General features: G+C 69.5%; 15 protein-coding genes. 10 read left to right on the top strand and 5 right to left on the bottom strand.

Features of this window, described 5'->3' with window-relative positions:
• Positions 1-29 precede the first annotated feature (29 nt).
• A complete protein-coding gene (locus WS57_RS08360; RefSeq protein WP_081056732.1) occupies positions 30-1,889 on the bottom strand; it encodes a sulfatase-like hydrolase/transferase in 1,860 nt (619 codons plus the stop codon).
• A gap of 119 nt (positions 1,890-2,008) precedes the next feature.
• Between WS57_RS08360 and WS57_RS08355 the strand changes: the two genes are divergently transcribed.
• Both WS57_RS08355 and WS57_RS08350 read left to right on the top strand, forming a co-directional pair.
• Positions 2,009-3,028 (top strand): LysR substrate-binding domain-containing protein, encoded by a 1,020-nt coding sequence (locus WS57_RS08355; protein WP_059515059.1) that lies wholly within the window; start codon positions 2,009-2,011, stop codon positions 3,026-3,028.
• Positions 3,029-3,274: 246 nt separating this feature from the next.
• Entirely contained in the window at positions 3,275-5,524 is a 2,250-nt protein-coding gene (locus WS57_RS08350) for a putative bifunctional diguanylate cyclase/phosphodiesterase (RefSeq protein WP_059515061.1), read from the top strand.
• A 31-nt stretch (positions 5,525-5,555) separates the two neighbouring features.
• Here the strand turns inward: WS57_RS08350 and WS57_RS08345 are convergent, their stop codons facing one another.
• From WS57_RS08345 to WS57_RS08335, 3 genes are all read right to left on the bottom strand, one after another.
• Complete coding sequence (locus tag WS57_RS08345; protein ID WP_059515063.1) at positions 5,556-6,629, bottom strand: response regulator; 1,074 nt, start codon at positions 6,627-6,629, stop codon at positions 5,556-5,558.
• Positions 6,630-6,670: 41 nt separating this feature from the next.
• Positions 6,671-7,675, bottom strand: a complete 1,005-nt coding sequence (locus WS57_RS08340) for a chemotaxis response regulator protein-glutamate methylesterase (protein ID WP_040129705.1) — start codon at positions 7,673-7,675, stop codon at positions 6,671-6,673.
• A 487-nt stretch (positions 7,676-8,162) separates the two neighbouring features.
• The gene (locus WS57_RS08335) at positions 8,163-8,387 is read right to left on the bottom strand and encodes a hypothetical protein (protein WP_011548005.1); all 225 of its coding nucleotides are present in this window, start codon (positions 8,385-8,387) and stop codon (positions 8,163-8,165) included.
• 285 nt (positions 8,388-8,672) lie between these two features.
• On the opposite strand from WS57_RS08335, the gene WS57_RS08330 reads away from it, so the two are divergent.
• From WS57_RS08330 to WS57_RS08315, 4 genes are all read left to right on the top strand, one after another.
• Entirely contained in the window at positions 8,673-9,362 is a 690-nt protein-coding gene (locus WS57_RS08330; protein ID WP_009691004.1) for a DUF969 domain-containing protein, read from the top strand.
• Complete coding sequence (locus WS57_RS08325) at positions 9,359-10,309, top strand: DUF979 domain-containing protein (protein WP_059477923.1); 951 nt, start codon at positions 9,359-9,361, stop codon at positions 10,307-10,309. Before WS57_RS08330 ends, WS57_RS08325 begins: the two co-directional genes overlap by 4 nt.
• Positions 10,310-10,328: 19 nt before the next feature.
• A complete protein-coding gene (locus WS57_RS08320; protein ID WP_059606253.1) occupies positions 10,329-11,351 on the top strand; it encodes a DUF2891 domain-containing protein in 1,023 nt (340 codons plus the stop codon).
• 122 nt (positions 11,352-11,473) lie between these two features.
• Positions 11,474-11,797, top strand: coding sequence for a hypothetical protein (locus tag WS57_RS08315; protein WP_069244033.1), 324 nt, complete (start codon positions 11,474-11,476; stop codon positions 11,795-11,797).
• 27 nt (positions 11,798-11,824) lie between these two features.
• On the opposite strand, the gene WS57_RS08310 is transcribed toward WS57_RS08315, so the two are convergent.
• Positions 11,825-12,649, bottom strand: coding sequence for an IclR family transcriptional regulator (locus tag WS57_RS08310; protein ID WP_069244032.1), 825 nt, complete (start codon positions 12,647-12,649; stop codon positions 11,825-11,827).
• A gap of 179 nt (positions 12,650-12,828) precedes the next feature.
• Between WS57_RS08310 and WS57_RS08305 the strand changes: the two genes are divergently transcribed.
• From WS57_RS08305 to WS57_RS08290, 4 genes are all read left to right on the top strand, one after another.
• Entirely contained in the window at positions 12,829-14,484 is a 1,656-nt protein-coding gene (locus WS57_RS08305; protein WP_069244031.1) for a GMC family oxidoreductase, read from the top strand.
• A gap of 120 nt (positions 14,485-14,604) precedes the next feature.
• On the top strand, positions 14,605-15,909 hold the full coding sequence (locus tag WS57_RS08300; protein ID WP_059477911.1) for an MFS transporter: 1,305 nt from the start codon (positions 14,605-14,607) through the stop codon (positions 15,907-15,909).
• A 372-nt stretch (positions 15,910-16,281) separates the two neighbouring features.
• Positions 16,282-17,697, top strand: coding sequence for an NAD(P)/FAD-dependent oxidoreductase (locus tag WS57_RS08295; RefSeq protein WP_040129689.1), 1,416 nt, complete (start codon positions 16,282-16,284; stop codon positions 17,695-17,697).
• Between the two features lie 178 nt (positions 17,698-17,875).
• The gene (locus tag WS57_RS08290; protein ID WP_059515075.1) at positions 17,876-19,300 is read left to right on the top strand and encodes an amino acid permease; all 1,425 of its coding nucleotides are present in this window, start codon (positions 17,876-17,878) and stop codon (positions 19,298-19,300) included.
• Positions 19,301-19,455 lie beyond the last annotated feature (155 nt).

The raw sequence follows: 19,455 nt of genomic DNA, 5'->3' as shown, positions 1-19,455 counted from the left end.
GACGGCTGCGCGCCGCCGTCCGCCGGCGCCTAGAAGTGCCCCTTGCGCACCTTGACCTGCACCTTCCCGTCGCGAATCGGCATGACGTCCGGGCTGTCGTCGCCGACCTCGCTCGCGATCAGGTCGTTCAGCCTGCCGTTCATCGCGAGCAGCAGCTCGCCGTTTTTCCGGCGATCCGTCGCCAGGTTGCGCATCTCGCCCGGATCGCTCGCGAGATCGAACAACTCGACGTCGTTGCGTGCGAACAGATCCTCGAGCGTCGTCGGCCGGTTGAATTCGAGCGGCGAGAAGTACCGCGTGAACCGGTAGCGTCCGTCGAACACGCTGCGGATCGTGCCGCGCAACCGGAAATCGGGCTGCTGCGCGAGCGCGCGGCGCAGCCGCTCGTCGTCGGGCACGCCTTGCTGCTTCAGCGCGGTCAGCTCCTTCAGCATCCACTCGCTGTCGTAGTACAGCAGCATCGCGTAGTTGAACAGCGTCGCGTCGCGCACCGCATGCAGCTTCGCGTCGGCCGGCTTCGCGAGCCAGCGCGTCAGGTCGTGCCCGTGCAGTGCGTCGCCCTTGATCGACGCGGCCCGCGCCGCGTCGATGCCGGTCAGCCCGAGCAGCGTCGGCGCGATGTCGATATGCGAGGTCAGCGCGTCGCATTGCCGGCCGCCCGGATAGGCAGGATGACGAATCACGAGCGGCACGTGGTTCTGCGGCTGATACGCGGTCGCGCCCTTGCCGACGAGCTGATGCGCGCCGACATGATCGCCGTGGTCCGCGGTCATCACGACGATCGTGCGCTCGTCGAGGCCGAGCGACTTCAGCGACTGCAACAGGCGCACGACATGCGTGTCGCAGTCGCGGATGCAGTTGAAGTAGTTGTCCTGATAGATCCGCAGGCGATCGTCGGTGAACGGATAGCGCCCGACCAGGTTGCCGTGCGCGGCATTGAACATCCCGTGCGCGGCCGGGCGCCCGGGCTCGTCGTACGCTTGCCGGCGGGACGCCGCGAGCGGCACGTCGCGCCATGACGTGCGATACAGCGCGTCGCCCGGCGGCGGCGCGTTGCCGAGCATCGGATGGTTCGCGTCCTGCACGGTCGAGCCGTCGGTGTCGGTGTTGACGAACATCACGTCGTGCGGATTGACGAGATTGACGGCGAGGAACCACGGCTTGCCTTGCTTCGCGAGCCGCGGCGCGTGATTGCGCATCCAGCTCACCGCGGCCTCGGACGTGATGCCGTCGTACTGATAGCCGCCGCGTACCATCCCGATCAAGTCGCCGACGCCGAAGTAGTCGTCGAAGCCGTACGCCTGGATCGTGCGGTTGTAGTCGGCCATCGGCGCCGTATACGGGCTCGCGTTCTCGTGCAGCGACGCGCTCAGGTGCCACTTGCCGAGATACGCGGTGTAGTAGCCCGCGTCGCGCAGCATGTGGCCGACCGTGCGTATCTCCGTCGACATGTCGTTCTGCCAGGGCACGCCCGCGTTGTCGAGCACGCCCGTGTGCTGGATGTGCTGTCCGGTGTAGACGGTCGAGCGCGATGGCGAGCACACGCAGGCGGCGATCTGGTGATGCATGAAGGTGATGCCGTCGCGCCGCAGCGCTTCGCGGCCCGGCACGGGAAACGGCCAGCGGTCGAAGTGACGCTCCTGGTCGGTCAGGATGAACAGGATGTTGTAGCCGGACGGCGGCGCGGCAGGGGCGCTCGTTGCACCGTGAAACGCAGGGGCCGGATCGATGCCGCTGGCCGCGTCGATGCCGGGCGCGTTGCCCGGCGCGCCGGCGGCCAGCGCGTCGGCGCCGAAGCCGGCCGACGCCACCGCGGCACCGGCGAGCTTGAGGAACTGGCGCCGCCCGGTGGGCGGCGCGGAAGCGGGAAGGTCCTGATCGTCTTTCACGGCAGCTGTCTCCTGAGTATGCCGGCTCGTGCCGGGGGTTTTCATGTCGACGACTATGCGGCACGATCGCGTATCGATCGATGAAAGATCGGTATCGATCAATAACCTGGCGAACATGAATGACGGAGGCTCCCGTGACCGATGCGACACGCGGCCCGACCGGCCGTCCCGGCCCGGAACCGCTGGCGCCGGCCGGCGACCAGCGCATCGTGCAGGCGCTGCGCCGGCTGCGGCTGCGCGATCTCGACACGCTCGACACGCTCGGGCGCACGCGCAGCTTCGCGCGCACGGCCGAGGCCGCGTCGATCACGCAGCCCGCGCTGTCGAAATGGCTGCGCGAGCTCGAGGACGCGCTCGGCCTGCCGCTGTTCGAGCGCACCTCGCGGCGTGTCGCGACGACCGTCTACGGCGACGCGCTGCTCGAATGCATCGGCCGCGTGCTGACCGACATGCGCGGCGTCGCGCCCGCGTTCGATGCGCTGCGCCGCGGCGCGGGCCGGCCGGTGACGATCGGCCTGCTGCCGAACATGGCGCAGCAGCTGATGCCGGGCGCGCTCGCATGGCTGCGCGAGGCCGGGCGCGCGGTGCAGCTCAACGTGCGCGAGGACACGCTCGACCGGATGCTCGCGCAGGCGCAGCGCCGCGAGCTCGACCTGCTCGTGTGCCGGCTCGACGCGTCGGCGATGGGCGCGGGCCTCGAGGTCGTGCCGCTGTATCGCGACGACCTGATCGTCGTCTGCGGGCCGCGCCATCCGCTGCTCGGGCGTGCGCGCGTCACGTGGCGCGACGCGGCGGCGTTTCCGTGGATCGCGCCGCCGCTCGGCTCGCCGGCGCGCACCGCGCTCGACGCCGAGTTCGCGAAGGCGTGCCTGCCGCCGCCGGCCGTGGTGATGGAGTCGGTGTCGTGGGCGGCCAATCGCACGATCGCCGAGCAGTCGACCTGTCTGTTCGTGCAGTCGGCCGGCGCATTCGACCTGGCCGCGCGGGCCGGCGAACGCACCGCGCGGCTGCCGCTGAAGCTGTCGATGATGCCGGACAGCGTCGGCGCGCTGTATGCGGCGCCCGCGAGCGCGTCGGTGACGGCCGTGATCGACGCGCTGAAAGACGTTGCGCGGCGGCAGCAGGATCCGGGTGAATGATGTCTGGAATTTGAAAGGTGGCGGCGCGATCGCCCGCATGCTGCGCCGCATACACACGTAACTCCCGATGCGCGCGGATACGCCGCTCGTTACCGATTGGTGGTAAATATATCGCCGTGCGCGTCGGCGCGGCGCACGATCGGGGCGCGCGGGGGCAGGGCGTCATCCCGGCGCGAGAAAAACGGCACGAACGATCGATAACGAACCGGGTCGCATCCGGTCGGACGACAGACGGCAGGATTCATCTTGAATACCGAACCGCAAAGTTCTCGCTACAGCCTCGGGCTCGCCGCGGAAGTGCTTGCGTCCGAGCAAAGCGTGCTGCGGCTGATCACGCGCAACACGCCGCTACCCGAGCTGCTGGTCGAGGTGTGCCGGCGCGCGGAAACGCTGCTCGGGGACGGCGCGTCGTGCACGATCCTGCTGCTCGACGCAGACGGCCTGCACGTGCGCGTGGGCGCGGCGCCGTCGCTGCCCGCGCAGTACAGCGCGGCGATCGACGGCGCGCCGATCGGGCCGGCAGCCGGCTCGTGCGGCACCGCGATGTACGAGCGCCGAATGGTCGCCGTCGAGGACATCGAAACCGATCCGCTGTGGGCCGATTACCGGGCGGTCGCGCTGCCGCTGGGGCTGCGCGCGTGCTGGTCGGTGCCGTTCGAGGACGACGCGGGCGTCGTGCTCGGCGCCTTCGCCGTCTATTACCGCACGCCGCGCCGGCCGAGCGACGAGGAAACCGCGCTGCTGCTCGACATCAGCAACAGCGTCGGGCTCGCCGTGCACCAGGACCGCATCGCGCAGCAGCTCGCCCGCAGCGAGGAACACCACCGGCTCGTCGTCAACAGCCTGAACGAAGGCATCCTCGTCGTGTCGCGCGACGGCGTCGTCGTCGCGAGCAATCCGAGCGCGAACCGGATGATGCGCGTGAAGGGCGACCTCGTCGGCCGTCGCCTGTCCACGGTAATCCTGCGCAAGCTGCACGAGGACGGCACGCCGATTGCGCCGGAGGACTGGCCGAGCCGGCGCGCGCTGGAAAGCGCGACGCCGATGCTCGGCTATACGGTCGGCTTCGGCCTCGCGGACGGCGACATCATCTGGGTGCGCGGCAACGCGGTGCCGATCGTGAAGCCGGGCGACACGCACGCCGAATCGGTGCTGGTGTCGTTCAACGACATCGGCCCGGTACGCGAAGCGCAGCAGCAGCTGCGCTATCTTGCGACGCGCGATGCGCTGACGGGCCTCTACAACCGCCGCTGGCTCGCCGACCGGATGCGCGAAATGTTCGGCCGGCGCGACGCCGCGTCCGGGCCCGCGCGCATCGCGATCCTGTTCATCGACCTGGTCGGCTTCAAGAAGGTCAACGACACGGCCGGCCACGACGCGGGCGACGCGCTGCTGCGCAGCGTCGCGATGCGGCTCGAAGGCTGCGCGGGCGGCCGGCATGCGCTCACGCGCGTCGGCGGCGACGAGTTCGTGATCCTGGTCGACGACTGCGACGACCCCGAGCGGCTCGCCGTGCTCGCGCGACAGGTGATCGACGCGATCGCGAAGCCGTTCGCGGTCGCGAACAACGAGTACTGGCTCGGCGTGTCGATCGGCATCAGCATCTCGCCGCGCGACGGCGACGATGCCGCGACGCTGATGCGCAACGCCGATTCGGCGATGTACGACGCGAAGCAGCGCGGCCGCAATCATTTCACGTTCTTCACCGCGCAGCTGAACCTGCGATTGCAGCGCCGTTTCGCGATCGAGCAGTCGTTGCGGCGCGCGCTGGCGTCGAACGCGCTGCGGCTCGCGTACCAGCCCGTCGTCGACGCGCGCAGCGGCCGCACGGTCGGCGCCGAGGCGCTGCTGCGCTGGACCAGCCCCGAGCTGGGCCCGTTGTCGCCGACGGAATTCATCCCGGTCGCGGAGGATACCGGGCTCATCGTCGCGATCGGCCAGTGGGTGCTCGAAACCGCGTGCCGGCAGGCGGCCGAGTGGCGCCGCACCATCGCGCCGGACCTGATGCTGGCCGTGAACCTGTCGCCGCGCCAGTTCCACGACGGGCTCGTCGAATCGGTCGACCGCTGTCTCGCGCAGACGCGGCTCGATCCGGCCGCGCTGGAACTCGAGATCACCGAAGGACTGCTGATGAACGACACCGACACGGTGCTGCCGATGCTCGAGGCGCTGACCGACATGAACGTGCGGATCTCGGTCGACGATTTCGGTACCGGCTATTCGTCGCTGGCGTATCTGAAGCGTTTTCCGCTGCACAACCTGAAGGTCGACCGCTCGTTCGTGTCGGGCGTGCCCGACCACCGCGACGCGGTCGCGATCACGCAGGCGGTGGTCGCGATGGCGCATTCGCTCGGCATGAAGGTCACCGCCGAAGGCGTCGAGACCGAGGCGCAATCGTGGTTCCTGCAGCAGATCGGCTGCGACATGCAGCAGGGCTACCTGTTCAGCCGGCCGCTCGATCCGGCCGACTACGCGCGCCGGCTCGTCGCGATATGAACCTCGCGCGCCGCAACGGCGGCGCGCATGCTCAGCCGTCGTGCGGCACGCGCGATCCGCCGGCCTCGGGCGAAGCCGACGACACCGGCGGCGCATCGATCTCGACGCGGTTCTTGCCGTCGCGCTTCGCGCGATACAGCGCGCGGTCGGCGGCCTCGATCAGCGAGGTCGTCGGCAGGTCGGCCGCCGGCACGATGCTGGCGCCGCCGATGCTGATCGTCACGTAGCCGCCGGTCGACGACTGCGCATGCTGCAGCCGCAGCGCCTCGACCGCGAGCCGGATCTTCTCGCCGAGCAGCCGCGCCGCGCCGGGCGACGTGCCCGGCATCACGACCGCGAATTCCTCGCCGCCGAAGCGCGCGGCGAGATCGCCCGACTGCCGCAGGCAGCGCTCGATCGTCGTCGCGACCTGCTTGAGCACGCTGTCGCCCGACACATGGCCGTAGGTGTCGTTGTACAGCTTGAAGTTGTCGACGTCGATCATCAGCAGCGACAGCTCGCTGCGCTCGCGCGTGCCGCGCCGCCATTCGGCGGCCAGGTATTCGTCGAGATAGCGCCGGTTCGACAGCCCGGTCAGGCCGTCCGAATGCGTGAGCCGCCGCAGTTCGAGATTGGCTTCGAGCAACTGCTGCTGCGACTGCCGCAGCGCGCGATACGCGTCGTCGCGCTGCAGCAGGTTGATGTACGAGCGCGAGTGGTAGCGGATGCGCGCGACGAGTTCGATGCGGTCCGGCAGCTTCACGAGGTAGTCGTTCGCGCCGGCCGCGAACGCGGCGCTCTTGACGACCGGCTCCTCCTGCGTGGACAGCACGATGATCGGCACGTCGCGCGTCGCGGGATTCGCGCGGTACGTCTTCACGAGGCTCAGCCCGTCGGTGCCGGGCATCACGAGATCCTGCAGGATCACGGTCGGGCGCGTCTCGATCGCGGTGTTCATCGCGTCGTCCGAGCGCGGGCAGTAGTGGAAGTCGATGCCGGCCTCGTCGACGAGCGCACGACGCACGGCTTCCGCGACGATCGTCTGGTCGTCGACCAGCAGCACCATCGCCGGGGCGTCGGCGGGCTGCACGTGCGCGGCGGGCTGGTACGTCGGGTCGCTGGTCATGGTCGATTCTTTCATGGCGGTGGCGGGGCGTTGGTGCGCGCTCAGAATCGCGCGAGTGCCGCCAGTTCGCCGGCGATGCGTTCGAGCGGCAGGATCGCGCGCGCGGCGCCGAGCGTCGCGGCGGCCTTCGGCATCCCGTAGACGGCGCTGGTCGCCTCGTCCTGCGCGATCGTATGGTAGCCCTTCATGCGCAGCGCCTTCAGGCCGATCGCGCCGTCGCGTCCCATGCCGGTCAGCAGCACGCCGATCACGCGGCCGGGCCAGTGCTCGGTCAGGCTGTTGAAGAACACGTCGACGGACGGCCGGTACGGCGTCGACGCCGGTTCGCGCGTGTATTCGAGCGTGCCCGCGCGCGTGATGCGCAGGTGATCGTCGGTCGCGGCGAGCAGCGCGGTGCCGGGCTGCGGACGCTCACCTTCGCGGGCGACGCGCACCGTGAGCGGCGTCTGGCCGTCGAGCCATTGCGCCATCCCTTCGGCAAATGCGCGATCGACGTGCTGGACGATCACGATCGGTGCGCTGAAGCCGGCCGGCAGGCCGCCGAGTATCGACGCGAGTGCGCCGGGGCCGCCGGCCGACGCGCCGATCGCGATCAGCGGGCCGCCGTCCGCGCGCCCGGCCGTGCAGGCGGCGCGCGCGGCACCCGGCACGGCGAGCTGGCGGCCGATCTGGTCGATCTTCGCGAGCAGCAGTTTCGCGGAATCGCCGGCCGCCCCTTCGCCGAGCTGCGGCGTGTCGACCGCGTCGAGCGCGCCGGCGCCCATCGCCTCGAATACGCGCCAGGTGTTCGCGCCGATGCTGTTCGTCACGATCAGGATCGCGCACGGGCGCTCCGATCGCATGATGCGCCGCGTCGCCTCGATGCCGTCGAACCTGGGCATGACCAGGTCCATCAGCACGACGTCGGGCGGCTGCGCGGCGCACAGTTCGACGGCCTGCGCGCCGTCGGTCGCGACCCACAGCACGCGATGCTCGGGCCGCTGCGCGAGGGCGCGGCGCATCGCCTCGACGGCAAGCGGGAGGTCGTTGACGATGCCGATGTTCACTAGCGGGATTCTCCGGTCAGGTCGTATGTCATGGATGTCCGACCGTTTCATGGGTGAACGGCGCGGTTCATCCTTGCCGCGGCGGCATCGGCGGCCGAACGGCGCGGCATGGTTTTCGGTTGGCGACGCCCCGCATGCTGTCATGCGGCGCGACCGACGGCAATCGAAAAATTTGCACAGGCCATTCTGTCGGTGCGCTGGCTAACCGATCTCGCATGTCGATGGCCGATATGGACAGTCGGCGCTGCGCGCCGCGCGTTCGGGCCACGCGCGGCGCGCAGCGTGACGGTCATGCGGGAGGGGGCGGGAAACGGAACGGAAAGCTCGCCGCCGCGCATTGCGGCGGGTGCCCGGCATCGCGTTTTTCAGACGGGCAGGCGTCTGCTCCCGGCGGCCGCGATGACGGCGGGCCGGGTAGCTTCGAAGCGTGGGTTGCCTGCCGCACGGCCGGCCCGCCGCGCGGGCGGCGGGCCACGGCCGGCGGTGCTCAATGACTGCGCGCGTAGCCCTGGATCAGCGCGCGCATCATGCCTTCGACCGTCGCGTCGCGCAGGTCGGCCTCCTGCTCGGCCTCCTCGACGAGCGCCGCATACGCGGTGGCGAGCGTCACGCGGTCGACCTCATGGCGCTGCTCCATCAGCGTCACCATGCCGTCCTTCGCCAGATGAGCGGAGAACGCGCGGCTGCCGATGGTCTGGAATACGTCAATCATGGCGGCTCTCCCGAACGTTGCCGATGCCTTCCAGTGTAGTTGCTGGCCGCGCGCTCCGCCACGCACGGCGGAGCGACGGCAGCGACGGCAAGCGGCAGCGGTGCGGGTGACGCACCGGTGTGCCCCCGATTTCCGTGATCGCGCGCTTTTCAACGTTTACCCGGAACAACAAATCGTCGACTATTTATCGATAAATTCCCATGTTAGATTGCGCGCACCGAGTCCGGTCCAAACCGGGCGGCAGCGCGGCGCCACGACCGCGCGCGTCCAACACAAGGAGGAGCAATGCTGGTGCTGATTGGGGTGCCGATCGTCGTGATCGGCTTCGCGCTGCGCTTCAACGCGCTGCTGGTGGTCACGATCGCGGGGCTCGCGACGGGCGTCGCGGGCGGACTGAATCTGGTCGACATCGTCAGCGCGTTCGGCAAGGCCTTTACCGACAACCGCTACATGGGACTGATCTGGCTGACGCTGCCGGTGATCGCGCTGCTCGAGCGCAACGGGCTCAAGGAGCAGGCGAAACGGATGATCTCGCGCGTGCATGCGGCGACCACCGGCCGCGTGCTGATGCTGTACTTCGTGCTGCGCCAGGTGACGGCCGCGCTCGGCCTCACGTCGCTCGGCGGCCACGCGCAGATGGTGCGGCCGCTGATCGCGCCGATGGCCGAGGCCGCCGCCGTGAACCGCTACGGCGAGCTGCCCGAGTCGGTGCGCCAGCAGATCCGCGCGCACGCGTCGGGCGCGGACAACGTCGCGGTGTTCTTCGGCGAGGACATCTTCATCGCGATCCAGTCGATCCTGCTGATCAAGGGCTTTCTCGAGCAGAACGGGATCGTCGTCGAGCCGCTGCACCTGTCGGTGTGGGCGATCCCGACCGCGATCGCGGCGCTGCTGATCCACTGCACGCGGCTCGCGCTGCTCGATCGCCGGCTGTCGCGCGCATTCGCGCCGGTCGTGCGGGAGGGCGTGCGATGATCGGCCTCGAATCGCTGTATACGCTGGCGGGCCTGATGTTCGCCGCGTTCGCCTGCTTCAACCTGACGGATCGCACGAACCCGCGCCGCGTCGTCAACTTCGCGTTCTGGGCGATCTACGCGATCACCTTCCTGTTCGGCGCGCTGCTGCCGCATTTCGTGACGGGCTGCCTGGCGATCGCGCTCGCGCTGATCGCCGGTTCGGGCAAGCTCGGGCGCGGTCGCTCCGACGAGGCGGGCGAGGCCGCCGCCACGCGGCGCGAGGCCGCCGCCCGGCGCTTCGGCAACCGGCTGTTCCTGCCCGCGCTGCTGATTCCGGCCGTCACGCTCGTCGGCACCTTCACGCTGAAATACCTGCCGTTCGTCGACGCGAAAAGCGTGACGCTGATCTCGCTCGTGCTCGGCACGATCGTCGCGTTCGTCGTCGCGCTCGCGATGCTGCGCGATTCGCCCGTGCACGCGCTGAGGGAGGCGCGCCACACGATGGACGCGGTCGGCTGGGCCGCGATCCTGCCGCAGATGCTCGCCGCGCTCGGCGCGCTGTTTGCCGTCGCGGGCGTCGGCGGCGTGGTGTCGGGGCTCGTGAAGGACTGGGTGCCGATCGACTCGCCGTTCGCGGTGGTCGCGGCCTATACGGTCGGCATGGCGCTGTTCACGATGATCATGGGCAACGGCTTCGCGGCGTTTCCCGTGATGACGGCCGGCATCGGCCTGCCGCTGATCGTCCACCAGTTCCACGGCAACCCGGCGATCCTCGGCGCGATCGGGATGCTGAGCGGTTTCTGCGGTACGCTGATGACGCCGATGGCCGCGAACTTCAACATCGTGCCGGCCGCGCTGCTCGAACTGAAGGACAAGAACGGCGTGATCAAGGCGCAGTGGCCGACCGCCGTGCTGCTGCTGGCCGTGAACACGCTGCTGATGTACGCGTTCGTATTCCGTTTCTGACCTGCCCGACGAGATGCCCATGACCGACCGACTCACGCCCGAACTCGCCTCGAAATTCGCGTCGCTCGCGCTCGCGCACCTGACCCGCGAGTATCCGAACAAGCTCACGCACGCGCTCGCAGGGCCGCAGGACGTGCAGGGCCCGCGCGCGCTGCATCCGATCTTCTACGGCAGCTACGACTGGCATTCGTGCGTGCACGGCTACTGGCTCGTGCTGCGCGTGCTCGAACGCTATCCGATGCTGCCGGAGGCCGAGCGCATCGCCGCCGTCGTCGATGCGCATTTCACCGACGCGAACGTCGCGGGAGAGCGCGCGTATCTCGCGCTGCCGCACAACAGCGGCTTCGAGCGGCCGTACGGCTGGGCGTGGCTGCTCGCGCTGTCCGCGCAGCTCGAGCGGCTCGCGCGCAAGGGCGTGCTGCCGCAGGCCGCGCGCTGGGCGAAGACGATGACGCCGCTCACCGAGCTGTTCGTGTCGCGCTTCGAAACCTTCCTGCCGAAGGCGACCTATCCGCTGCGCGTCGGCACGCATTTCAACACTGCATTCGCGCTGGCGCTGACGCTCGAATTCGCGCGCGATACGCAGCGCGACGGGCTGGCCGCGCTGATCGTCGACACCGCGAAGCGCTGGCACCTGAACGACGCCGGATGCCAGGCGTGGGAGCCGTCGGGCGACGAGTTCCTGTCGCCCGCGCTGATGGAGGCCGAACTGATGCGCCGCGTGCTGCCGGCGGCCGAATTCGACGGCTGGTTCGCGCGCTTCCTGCCCGATCTCGCGCGGCGCGAACCCGCGACGCTGTTCGAGCCCGCGACGGTCAGCGACCGCAGCGACGGCAAGATCGCGCACCTCGACGGGCTGAACCTGAGCCGCGCGTGGTGCCAGCGCTCGCTCGCCGCTGCGCTGCCGGACGGCGACGCGCGGCGCGCGGCGCTGCTCGACGCGGCCGACCGCCATCTCGCGAGCGCGCTCGCGCACGTGGCCGGCGACTACATGGGCGAGCACTGGCTCGCGACGTTCGCGCTGCTCGCGCTCGACGCATAGCGCGCGAAACCCTGCCGCCCGCAAGGTCATCGCGGCGCGGCTATACTCGCCGCCCGGACCGTTTCGCGCCTGCCGCCGCAGGCCGCGCGCGGAACGCTCATCCGCCAGTTCGCCGCACCGCCATGGACAAGCTCATCTCCTACGTCGCCGCGATCCACGGGCTCGCGGGCCCGGTGTCGATCGTGTCGCACACGACCTCGCACGCGCGCTGGATCGACGACGACGTCGAAGTATCGCGCGACGAAACCGAATACCGCTTCGACAACGGCGCGATGGTGCGCCGCTCGGTCGAGCAGGATCGCATGCCGTCCGACCTGCTGTGCGCGGAATGCTGGATCGACTACGACGTGATCCGGCATCCGGACGCGCAAGCGATCAGCCCGTCGCGGCAGAGCTTCGACAACGCGTGCCGCGAGACTTTCTGGCTGCGCTATCACCTCGCATAAGGCCGCGCATGTGCGCGCATCGCCGTGTCAGGCCGGCGGCGCGGCGTCGGCCGCATGCAGCAGCGGCGCGAGCCGCGCGGCCGTCTCGCGCATCTTCGGCACGGCTTCCAGCAGATCGTTGAGCGTCGCGCGCGCGGTCGGCGCGTGCACGGCGAGCGCCGCGAGCACGCGTCCGCTCGTCGCGTCCTTCACCGGGACGGCCACGGCCACCATCCCGCGCACGAACTCCTCGTTGTCGATGCCGACGCCGCGCGCCGCGAGCCGGTCGAGCTCGGCCGCGAGCAGCTGCGCATCGGTCAGCGTCCGGTAGGTCATCTTCTTCAGCGTGAGGCGCGCGAGCATCGCGTTGCGTTCGAGCGCGTTCATCTGCGACAGGAACAGCTTGCCGCTCGCGGTGCAGTGCAGCGGCACGCGCATGCCGGGCCGCATTTCGAGCCGCAGCGGCTCGGTGGTCTCGACGCGCTCGACGTACAGCACCGTGTCGCCGTCGAGCGCGGTGAGGTTGCAGGTCTCGCCGAGCACGTCGACGAGCGTGCGCAGTACCGTCCGGCAGCCGCGCGTGAACGCGTTGTTCGACAGAGTCGCCAGCGCGAGCTGCGCGGCGCGCGGGCCGAGCGCGATCCCGCGGTCGTGGCCGCGCGAGTCGGGCATGTGGATCACGTAGCCGCGCGTCTCCAGCGATTCGATCAGCCGCAGCAGGGTCGCCTTCGGGATATGCAGCCGCGCGGCGAGCTGCGACAGCGTGGATGGCTGGCCGGCCGACGCGAGCGCTTCGAGAACCGCGAGCGCGCGCAGCACGCGCGCGTCGTCGGCGGGCGCGCCGTCGGGCGGCGCGGAGGCGGGTTCGCGCATGGGTCTCCTCCGTCGGGGTGCGTCCCGGGATGGGTTGGCTGCGAGGGAAATGAAACGAATTGAACGGTTTTTGTACCACATTCCCGCAGTGGACAATAAATCGCCTTGTATGCGTTCCGTGTGCTCAATAAATTTGGACAAAACATACCGGATTTTTCATATCGGAACGGAGACACGGAATGACACGCAGCTTCGACTATGTCGTGGTCGGCGCGGGCTCGGCCGGTTGCGTCCTCGCCAATCGCTTGTCCGACGGCGGCCGCCATACGGTGTGCCTGCTGGAGGCCGGCCCGCCCGATCGTTACATGTGGATTCACGTGCCGATCGGCTATGGCAAGACGATGTTCCACCCGGTGTACAACTGGGGCTTCCATACCGATCCCGATCCGAACATGCACAACCGCCGGCTGTACTGGCCGCGCGGCCGCACGCTCGGCGGCTGCAGCTCGATCAACGGGCTGATCTACGTGCGCGGCCAGCAGCAGGACTACGATCACTGGGCCGCGCTCGGCAATCGCGGCTGGAGCTGGCGCGAATGCCTGCCGTATTTCCGGCGGCTCGAACACAACACGCTCGGCGACGGGCCGACGCGCGGCACCGGCGGCCCGCTGTGGGCGTCGACGATCCGCCAGCGTCACGAACTCGTCGACGCGTTCGTTGCGGCGTCGAACCGGCTCGGCGTGCGCACCGTCGACGATTTCAACACCGGCGATCAGGAAGGCGTCGGCTACTACCAGCTGACGACGCGCAACGGGCTGCGCTGCTCGACCGCGGTCGCCTATCTGAAGCCCGCGCGCGGCCGGCCGAACCTGCACGTCGAAACCGATGCACAGGCGCTGAAGGTGCTGTTCGACGGCACGCAGGCGAGCGGCGTGCGCTATGTGCGGCACGGCGAGCTCCACGAGGTGCGGGCGCGGCGCGAAGTGGTGCTGGCGGCCGGCGCGCTGCAGTCGCCGCAACTGCTGCAGGTGTCGGGGGTCGGGCCGGCCGCGCTGCTGAACCGGCACGGGATTGCGGTCGTCGCCGATCGGGCGGGCGTCGGCGAGAACCTGCAGGATCATCTGCAGATTCGCCTGATCTATGAAGTGACGAAGCCGATCACGACCAACGACGCGCTGCATTCGTGGGTCGGCCGCGCGAAGATGGGGCTGCAGTGGGCGCTGCTGCGCAGCGGCCCGCTCGCGGTCGGCATCAACCAGGGCGGGATGTTCTGCCGCGCGCTGCCGGAGGAATCGGCGACGCCCGACATCCAGTTCCATTTCTCGACGCTGTCGGCCGATTCGGCGGGCGGCAGCGTGCATGCGTTTCCCGGCTGCACGTATTCGATCTGCCAGTTGCGGCCCGAGTCGCGCGGCAGCGTGCGGATCCGCAGCGACGACGCGCGCGACGCGCCGTCGATCCAGCCGAACTATCTCGATACCGAACGCGATCGCCGCACGACGGTGGCGGGCGTGCGCTTCGCGCGGCGCGTCGCGGCGACCGAGCCGATGGCGTCGCTGATGAAGCGCGAGGTGCGGCCCGGCGCCGATGCGCAGACCGACGACGAACTGCTCGAATTCTGCCGCGAATACGGACAGACGATCTTCCATCCGTCCGGCACCGCGAAGATGGGCGTCGCGAGCGATCCGCTCGCGGTGGTCGACGAGCGTCTGCGCGTGTACGGCACGCGCGGGCTGCGCGTGGTCGACTGCTCGATCATGCCGACGCTCGTGTCGGGCAATACCAACGTGCCGATCGTGATGGTCGCCGAGAAGGCGTCCGACATGATCCTCGAGGACGCGCGCGAGGCCGATCGCGGCTGCAGCGTCGTGCCGGCCGCCGTCGCCGTGGCGTAGCGCGGGTTGCCCGCGCGGCCCGTGCTCCTGCGCCCGGACGGCCGCCGCGCGCTCACCGGATGCCCCCGCCGGCACGGCGTCGGGGCAGGTTGCGGCGCATCCATCGGTGGAGGAGTTCGCATGGCAATCGATTCCCGAGTCGTCCGTCGCGTGGCCGCGGCCAGCGTGATCGGTGCGACGGTCGAGTGGTACGACTTTTTCCTGTACGGCGTGGTGGCCGGCATCGTGTTCGACAAGCAGTACTTCCCGGCCGGCGATCCGTTCGTGTCGACGATGCTCGCGTATGCAACCTTCGCGGTCGGCTTCGTCACGCGCCCGCTCGGCGGCCTGCTGTTCGGGCATCTCGGCGACCGCGTCGGGCGCAAGTCCGCGCTGATCCTGACGATGCTGATCATGGGCGTGTCGACGGCCGGCGTCGCGTTCCTGCCGACCTACGCGCAGATCGGCCTGTGGGCGCCCGTGCTGCTGCTGACGCTGCGCGTGCTGCAGGGCATCGGCCTCGGCGGCGAGTGGGGCGGCGCGGTGCTGATGGCATACGAATACGCGCCGCCGCACCGGCGCGGGCTGTATGCGAGCCTGCCGCAGATCGGCCTCGCGATCGGGCTGTGCCTGGCAGCCGGCGTGGTGGCGGCGCTGTCGCGCGGCCTGCCGGACGCCGCATTCCTCGCATGGGGCTGGCGCGTCGCGTTCGCGGCGTCGCTGCTGCTGGTCGCGATCGGCTTCTATATCCGCACGCGCGTGGCCGACACGCCCGAGTTCGTCGCGCTCAAGCGCCAGCGGCGCGACACGAAGCTGCCGGTCGTCGAGCTGCTCGGCAACTACCGGCGCGCGATCCTGCTCGGCATGGGCGCGCGCTATATCGACGGCGTGTTCTTCAACGTGTTCGCGGTGTTCTCGATCGGCTACATGACGCGCAACCTGTCGATCTCGCGCGGCGACGCGCTGCTCGGCGTGATGAGCGCGGCGGTCGTGATGTGCGCGTTCATCCCCGTGTTCGGCAGCCTGTCCGACCGGCTCGGCCGTGCGCGCGTGTATCGGTGGGGCGCGACGCTGTGCGGGCTGTCGGTGCTGCCCGCGTTCTGGCTGCTGCAGACGCAGTCGTCGAACCTGCTCGCGGTGTGGCTCGCGCTCGTGATTCCGTTCGGCATCTTCTACGCGATGGCGTACGGCCCCGAGGCCGCGCTGTTCGCGGAGCTGTTCGACGCAAACGTCCGCTATACGGGCATCTCGTTCGTCTACCAGGTGTCGGGCATCTTCGCGAGCGGCCTCACGCCGATCGTCGCGACCGCGCTGCTGCGCGCGAACGGCGGCGCGCCCTGGCTGGTCGGGGTTTACGTGATGTTGTCTGCACTCCTGTCGATCGTGTCCGCGCGGGCGATCGAGAAGCGCGGCGGGGTCGACGGCGTGGCGGTGCGCGCGACGTGACGGCGTCAAGGGCGTGGCGCGTACCGTGTGTCGGCGTGCAGGCGGGGCGCGACGTCGCCGGCGGCCTCCGCGCCGGTGTCCCGAAGCGTCGGCGCCGCCTTCGCTGCACCTGCACCCGCGGCGCGCGCGCTGGTCCAAGCGAATCCGCCCGACTGGCCCTACCTGCCGAAAAACGGCCTGCCTACACTTGACTCGACAGATCGAAGCATCTGCGCTGGATCGACCCGAACAGAACGATCAGGAGACAGGCATGACCAACAGGCAGTCGGCAGCGTTCGTCCGTCCGGCGAACGCGCGCCCCGCAACCGTCAGTCGAATCGCCGCTTGCACGCCGTGCGGCGCGACGCGCGCTTCCGTGTCGGAGGACTGACCATGTCCACCAGCACCATCGAACGCGCCGCGAGCGGCTTCGCGACGGGCCGCCAGAACGATACGCGCTACGACCCGACCTACGATCCGCTCGTGTCGCCCGGCCCCGGCTGCGGCAAGCAGTACGCGCCGACCTACTGGGTCGCGACGGCCGGCAGCCCGCCGCCCGACGACGGCCCCGTCACCGGCGACATGGACGTCGACGTCGCGATCATCGGCGCCGGTTACACGGGTCTCGCGACCGCGCTGTGCCTCGCCCGCGACCACGGGATCAAGGCCGTCGTGCTTGAAGCGAACCGCACCAGCTGGGGCTGCAGCAGCCGCAACGGCGGGCAGGGCCAGAACGCGTCGGGCCGGCTGTCGCGCTCGCAGTGGATCGAGCGCTGGGGCAAGGACGTCGCGCTGAAGATGCACGACGAGATCCTCGAAGGCTTCGAGCACTTCAAGTCGCTGGTCGCGGAAATCGACTGCGACCCGCAGCCGGGCGGCCACTTCCTGATCGCGCATCGTCCGCGCATCATGGCGAAGCTCGCGGCCGAGGCGAAAGTGTGGAAGGATGTATTCGGCTACCCGTCCGAACTGCTGAGCGCGGAGACGTTCCGTCGCGAATTCATCGACGATCACGAGGCGGCCGGCGCGCTGCACGAGCCGGAAGGCATCGGCATCCATGCGCTGAAGCTCGCGTTCGGCTACCTGCGCCTCGCGCGCGCGGCCGGCGCGAAGGTGCATACGAGCAGCCCCGTGCTCGGCTTCGAGACGATCGACGGCGTGCACCATCTGCGCACGCCCGGCGGCATCGTGCGGGCCCGCGCGGTCGGCATCGCGACCGGCGCGTACACCGCGCAGACGCTGCATCCGTCGCTGCGCAGCAAGGTGATGCCGATCCTGTCGAACTCGATGGTCACGCGGCCGCTGACGGACGCCGAGATCGCCGCGTGCAACTTCCGCACGACGCAGGTGCTGACCGACACGCGCACGCTGCGCTTCTACTACCGGTTCCTGCCCGACCGCCGTCTGCAGATCGGCAGCCGCAGCGCGATCACCGGCGACGACGCGCCGAACCCGCGCCATCTCGAGCTGCTGAAGGAGGGGATGGCCCGCAAGTTTCCCGCGCTGCGCGGCGTGCAGATCGACTATTCGTGGTGGGGCTGGGTCGATGTCAGCCACGACATGATGCCGCGCGTCGCGCAGCCCGATCCGCGACAGTCGGTGTTCTACGCGCTCGGCTACGGCGGCAACGGCGTGTCGTACTCGCAGCAGGCCGGCCGCCGGCTCGCCGAGCGGATCGCCGGCAAGGGCGCGCACCAGACGCTGCCGATCTTTACGTCGCCGCTGCCCGGCCATCCGTTCGCGCCGTTCCGGCGCCTCGGGCAGCGCATGCTCTACGTGTCGTACTTCAGGCGCGACGAAAAGCCCTGAGCGCGGCCCGCGCCGTCCGGCGCGATGCGCCGGACGCATGACCGAATACAACAAAAAGCAATAGCTGATCCGTGCGGACGGGGCGGCAGGTGCCCCCGCACGCGCCGTCGCCGACGGCGTTCGCGTCATCCATCCGGGTGCGCGCACGCCGTCCGGACAACCAGGATATGGAGAAGACATGCAACCCTCGAAGACCCAGAGTGACCTGAAATGTGGGCTCAAGCAGCGCCACATGACGATGATCGCGCTCGGCGGCGTGATCGGTGCCGGACTGTTCGTCGGCAGCGGCGTGGTGATTCAGCAGACCGGGCCGGCCGCGATCCTGTCGTTCCTGATCACGGGCGGGCTGGTCGTGCTCGTGATGCGGATGCTCGGCGAGATGGCCTGCGCGATGCCGGCCGTCGGTTCGTTCTACGAATATGCGCGGCTCGCGTTCGGCAACTGGCGCGGACCGGGCAAGATGGCAGGCTTCCTGACCGGCTGGATGTACTGGTATTTCTGGGTGATCGTGGTCGCGCTCGAAGCGGTCGCGGGCGCGAAGCTGATCCAGTTCTGGCTGCCCGACGTGCCAGCATGGATCATCAGCCTCGCGCTGCTGGTCGTGCTGACGCTGACGAACCTGATCTCGGTCGGCAGCTACGGCGAGTTCGAGTTCTGGTTCTCGTCGATCAAGGTTGCCGCGATCATCGTGTTCCTGTTCCTCGGCGGCCTCTACGTGCTCGGCCTGTGGCCGTCGTCGATGCATACCACGGCGGTGCTGCCGACGCTGCTCGGCCACGGCGGCTTCATGCCGCTCGGGATCGGACCGGTGATGAGCGGGGCGGTTGCGGCGACCGGCTTCTACTTCGGCGCCGAGATCGTCACGATCGCGGCGGCCGAGGCGCGCGAGCCGGCGAAGGCCGTTGCGAAGGCAACCAACTCGGTGATCACGCGCGTGCTGGTGTTCTACGTCGGCTCGGTCGCGCTCGTCGTCGCGCTGGTGCCGTGGAATTCGCCGCAGATGTCCACGCCGTACGTCAGCGCGCTCGAGGTGATGGGCCTGCCCGCCGCGGCCAACGTGATGAACGCGATCGTGCTGACCGCGGTGCTGTCCGCGCTGAACTCGGGGCTGTACGCGGCGTCGCGGATGCTGTTCGCGCTGACGCGCCACGGCGACGCGCCGGCCGCGCTCGCGAAGGTCAACAAGCGCGGCGTGCCGGTGCGCGCGATCCTGCTCGGCACCGTGTTCGGCTACGTGTCGGTCGTGATGTCCTACGTGTCGCCCGATACGGTGTTCGCGTTCCTCGTCAATTCGTACGGCACCGTCGCGATCTTCGTGTACGTGCTGATCGCGTTCTCGCAGCTGCGCCTGCGCCGGCGTCTCGATGCGGCCGCGACCGCGAAGCTGCGCGTCAGGATGTGGGCTTATCCGTACCTGACCTGGGTCGCGATCGGCGGCATGATCAGCATCCTCGTCGCGATGGCGTTCATTCCCGACCAGCGCAAGCCGCTGTGGCTCGGCGTCGCGAGCCTCGCCGTGCTGCTCGTCGCCTACGGACTGACCCGCCGCGGTCGTCGCGAACATCTCGACGAAAGCGACCTGCTCGCGTATCCGCCGCGGTAACACGCGTCACGCAGGATGCGCCGCAGGCCCGGCGAGCGCGCCGGGCCTGCGCGCATGCGGCGCACGCGCGGATCGAACGCCCAACTATCAGTCCGACCGATAGGTTCGATCAGAGGATGCGACTTTGTGCATGCCGCCGGCGCGCCTACGATACA

This window comes from Burkholderia pseudomultivorans, assembly GCF_001718415.1.
Classification (GTDB): domain Bacteria; phylum Pseudomonadota; class Gammaproteobacteria; order Burkholderiales; family Burkholderiaceae; genus Burkholderia; species Burkholderia pseudomultivorans_A.
The sequence above is the reverse complement of the archived record's forward strand: the minus strand, read 5'-3'. Positions and strand labels throughout refer to the sequence as shown.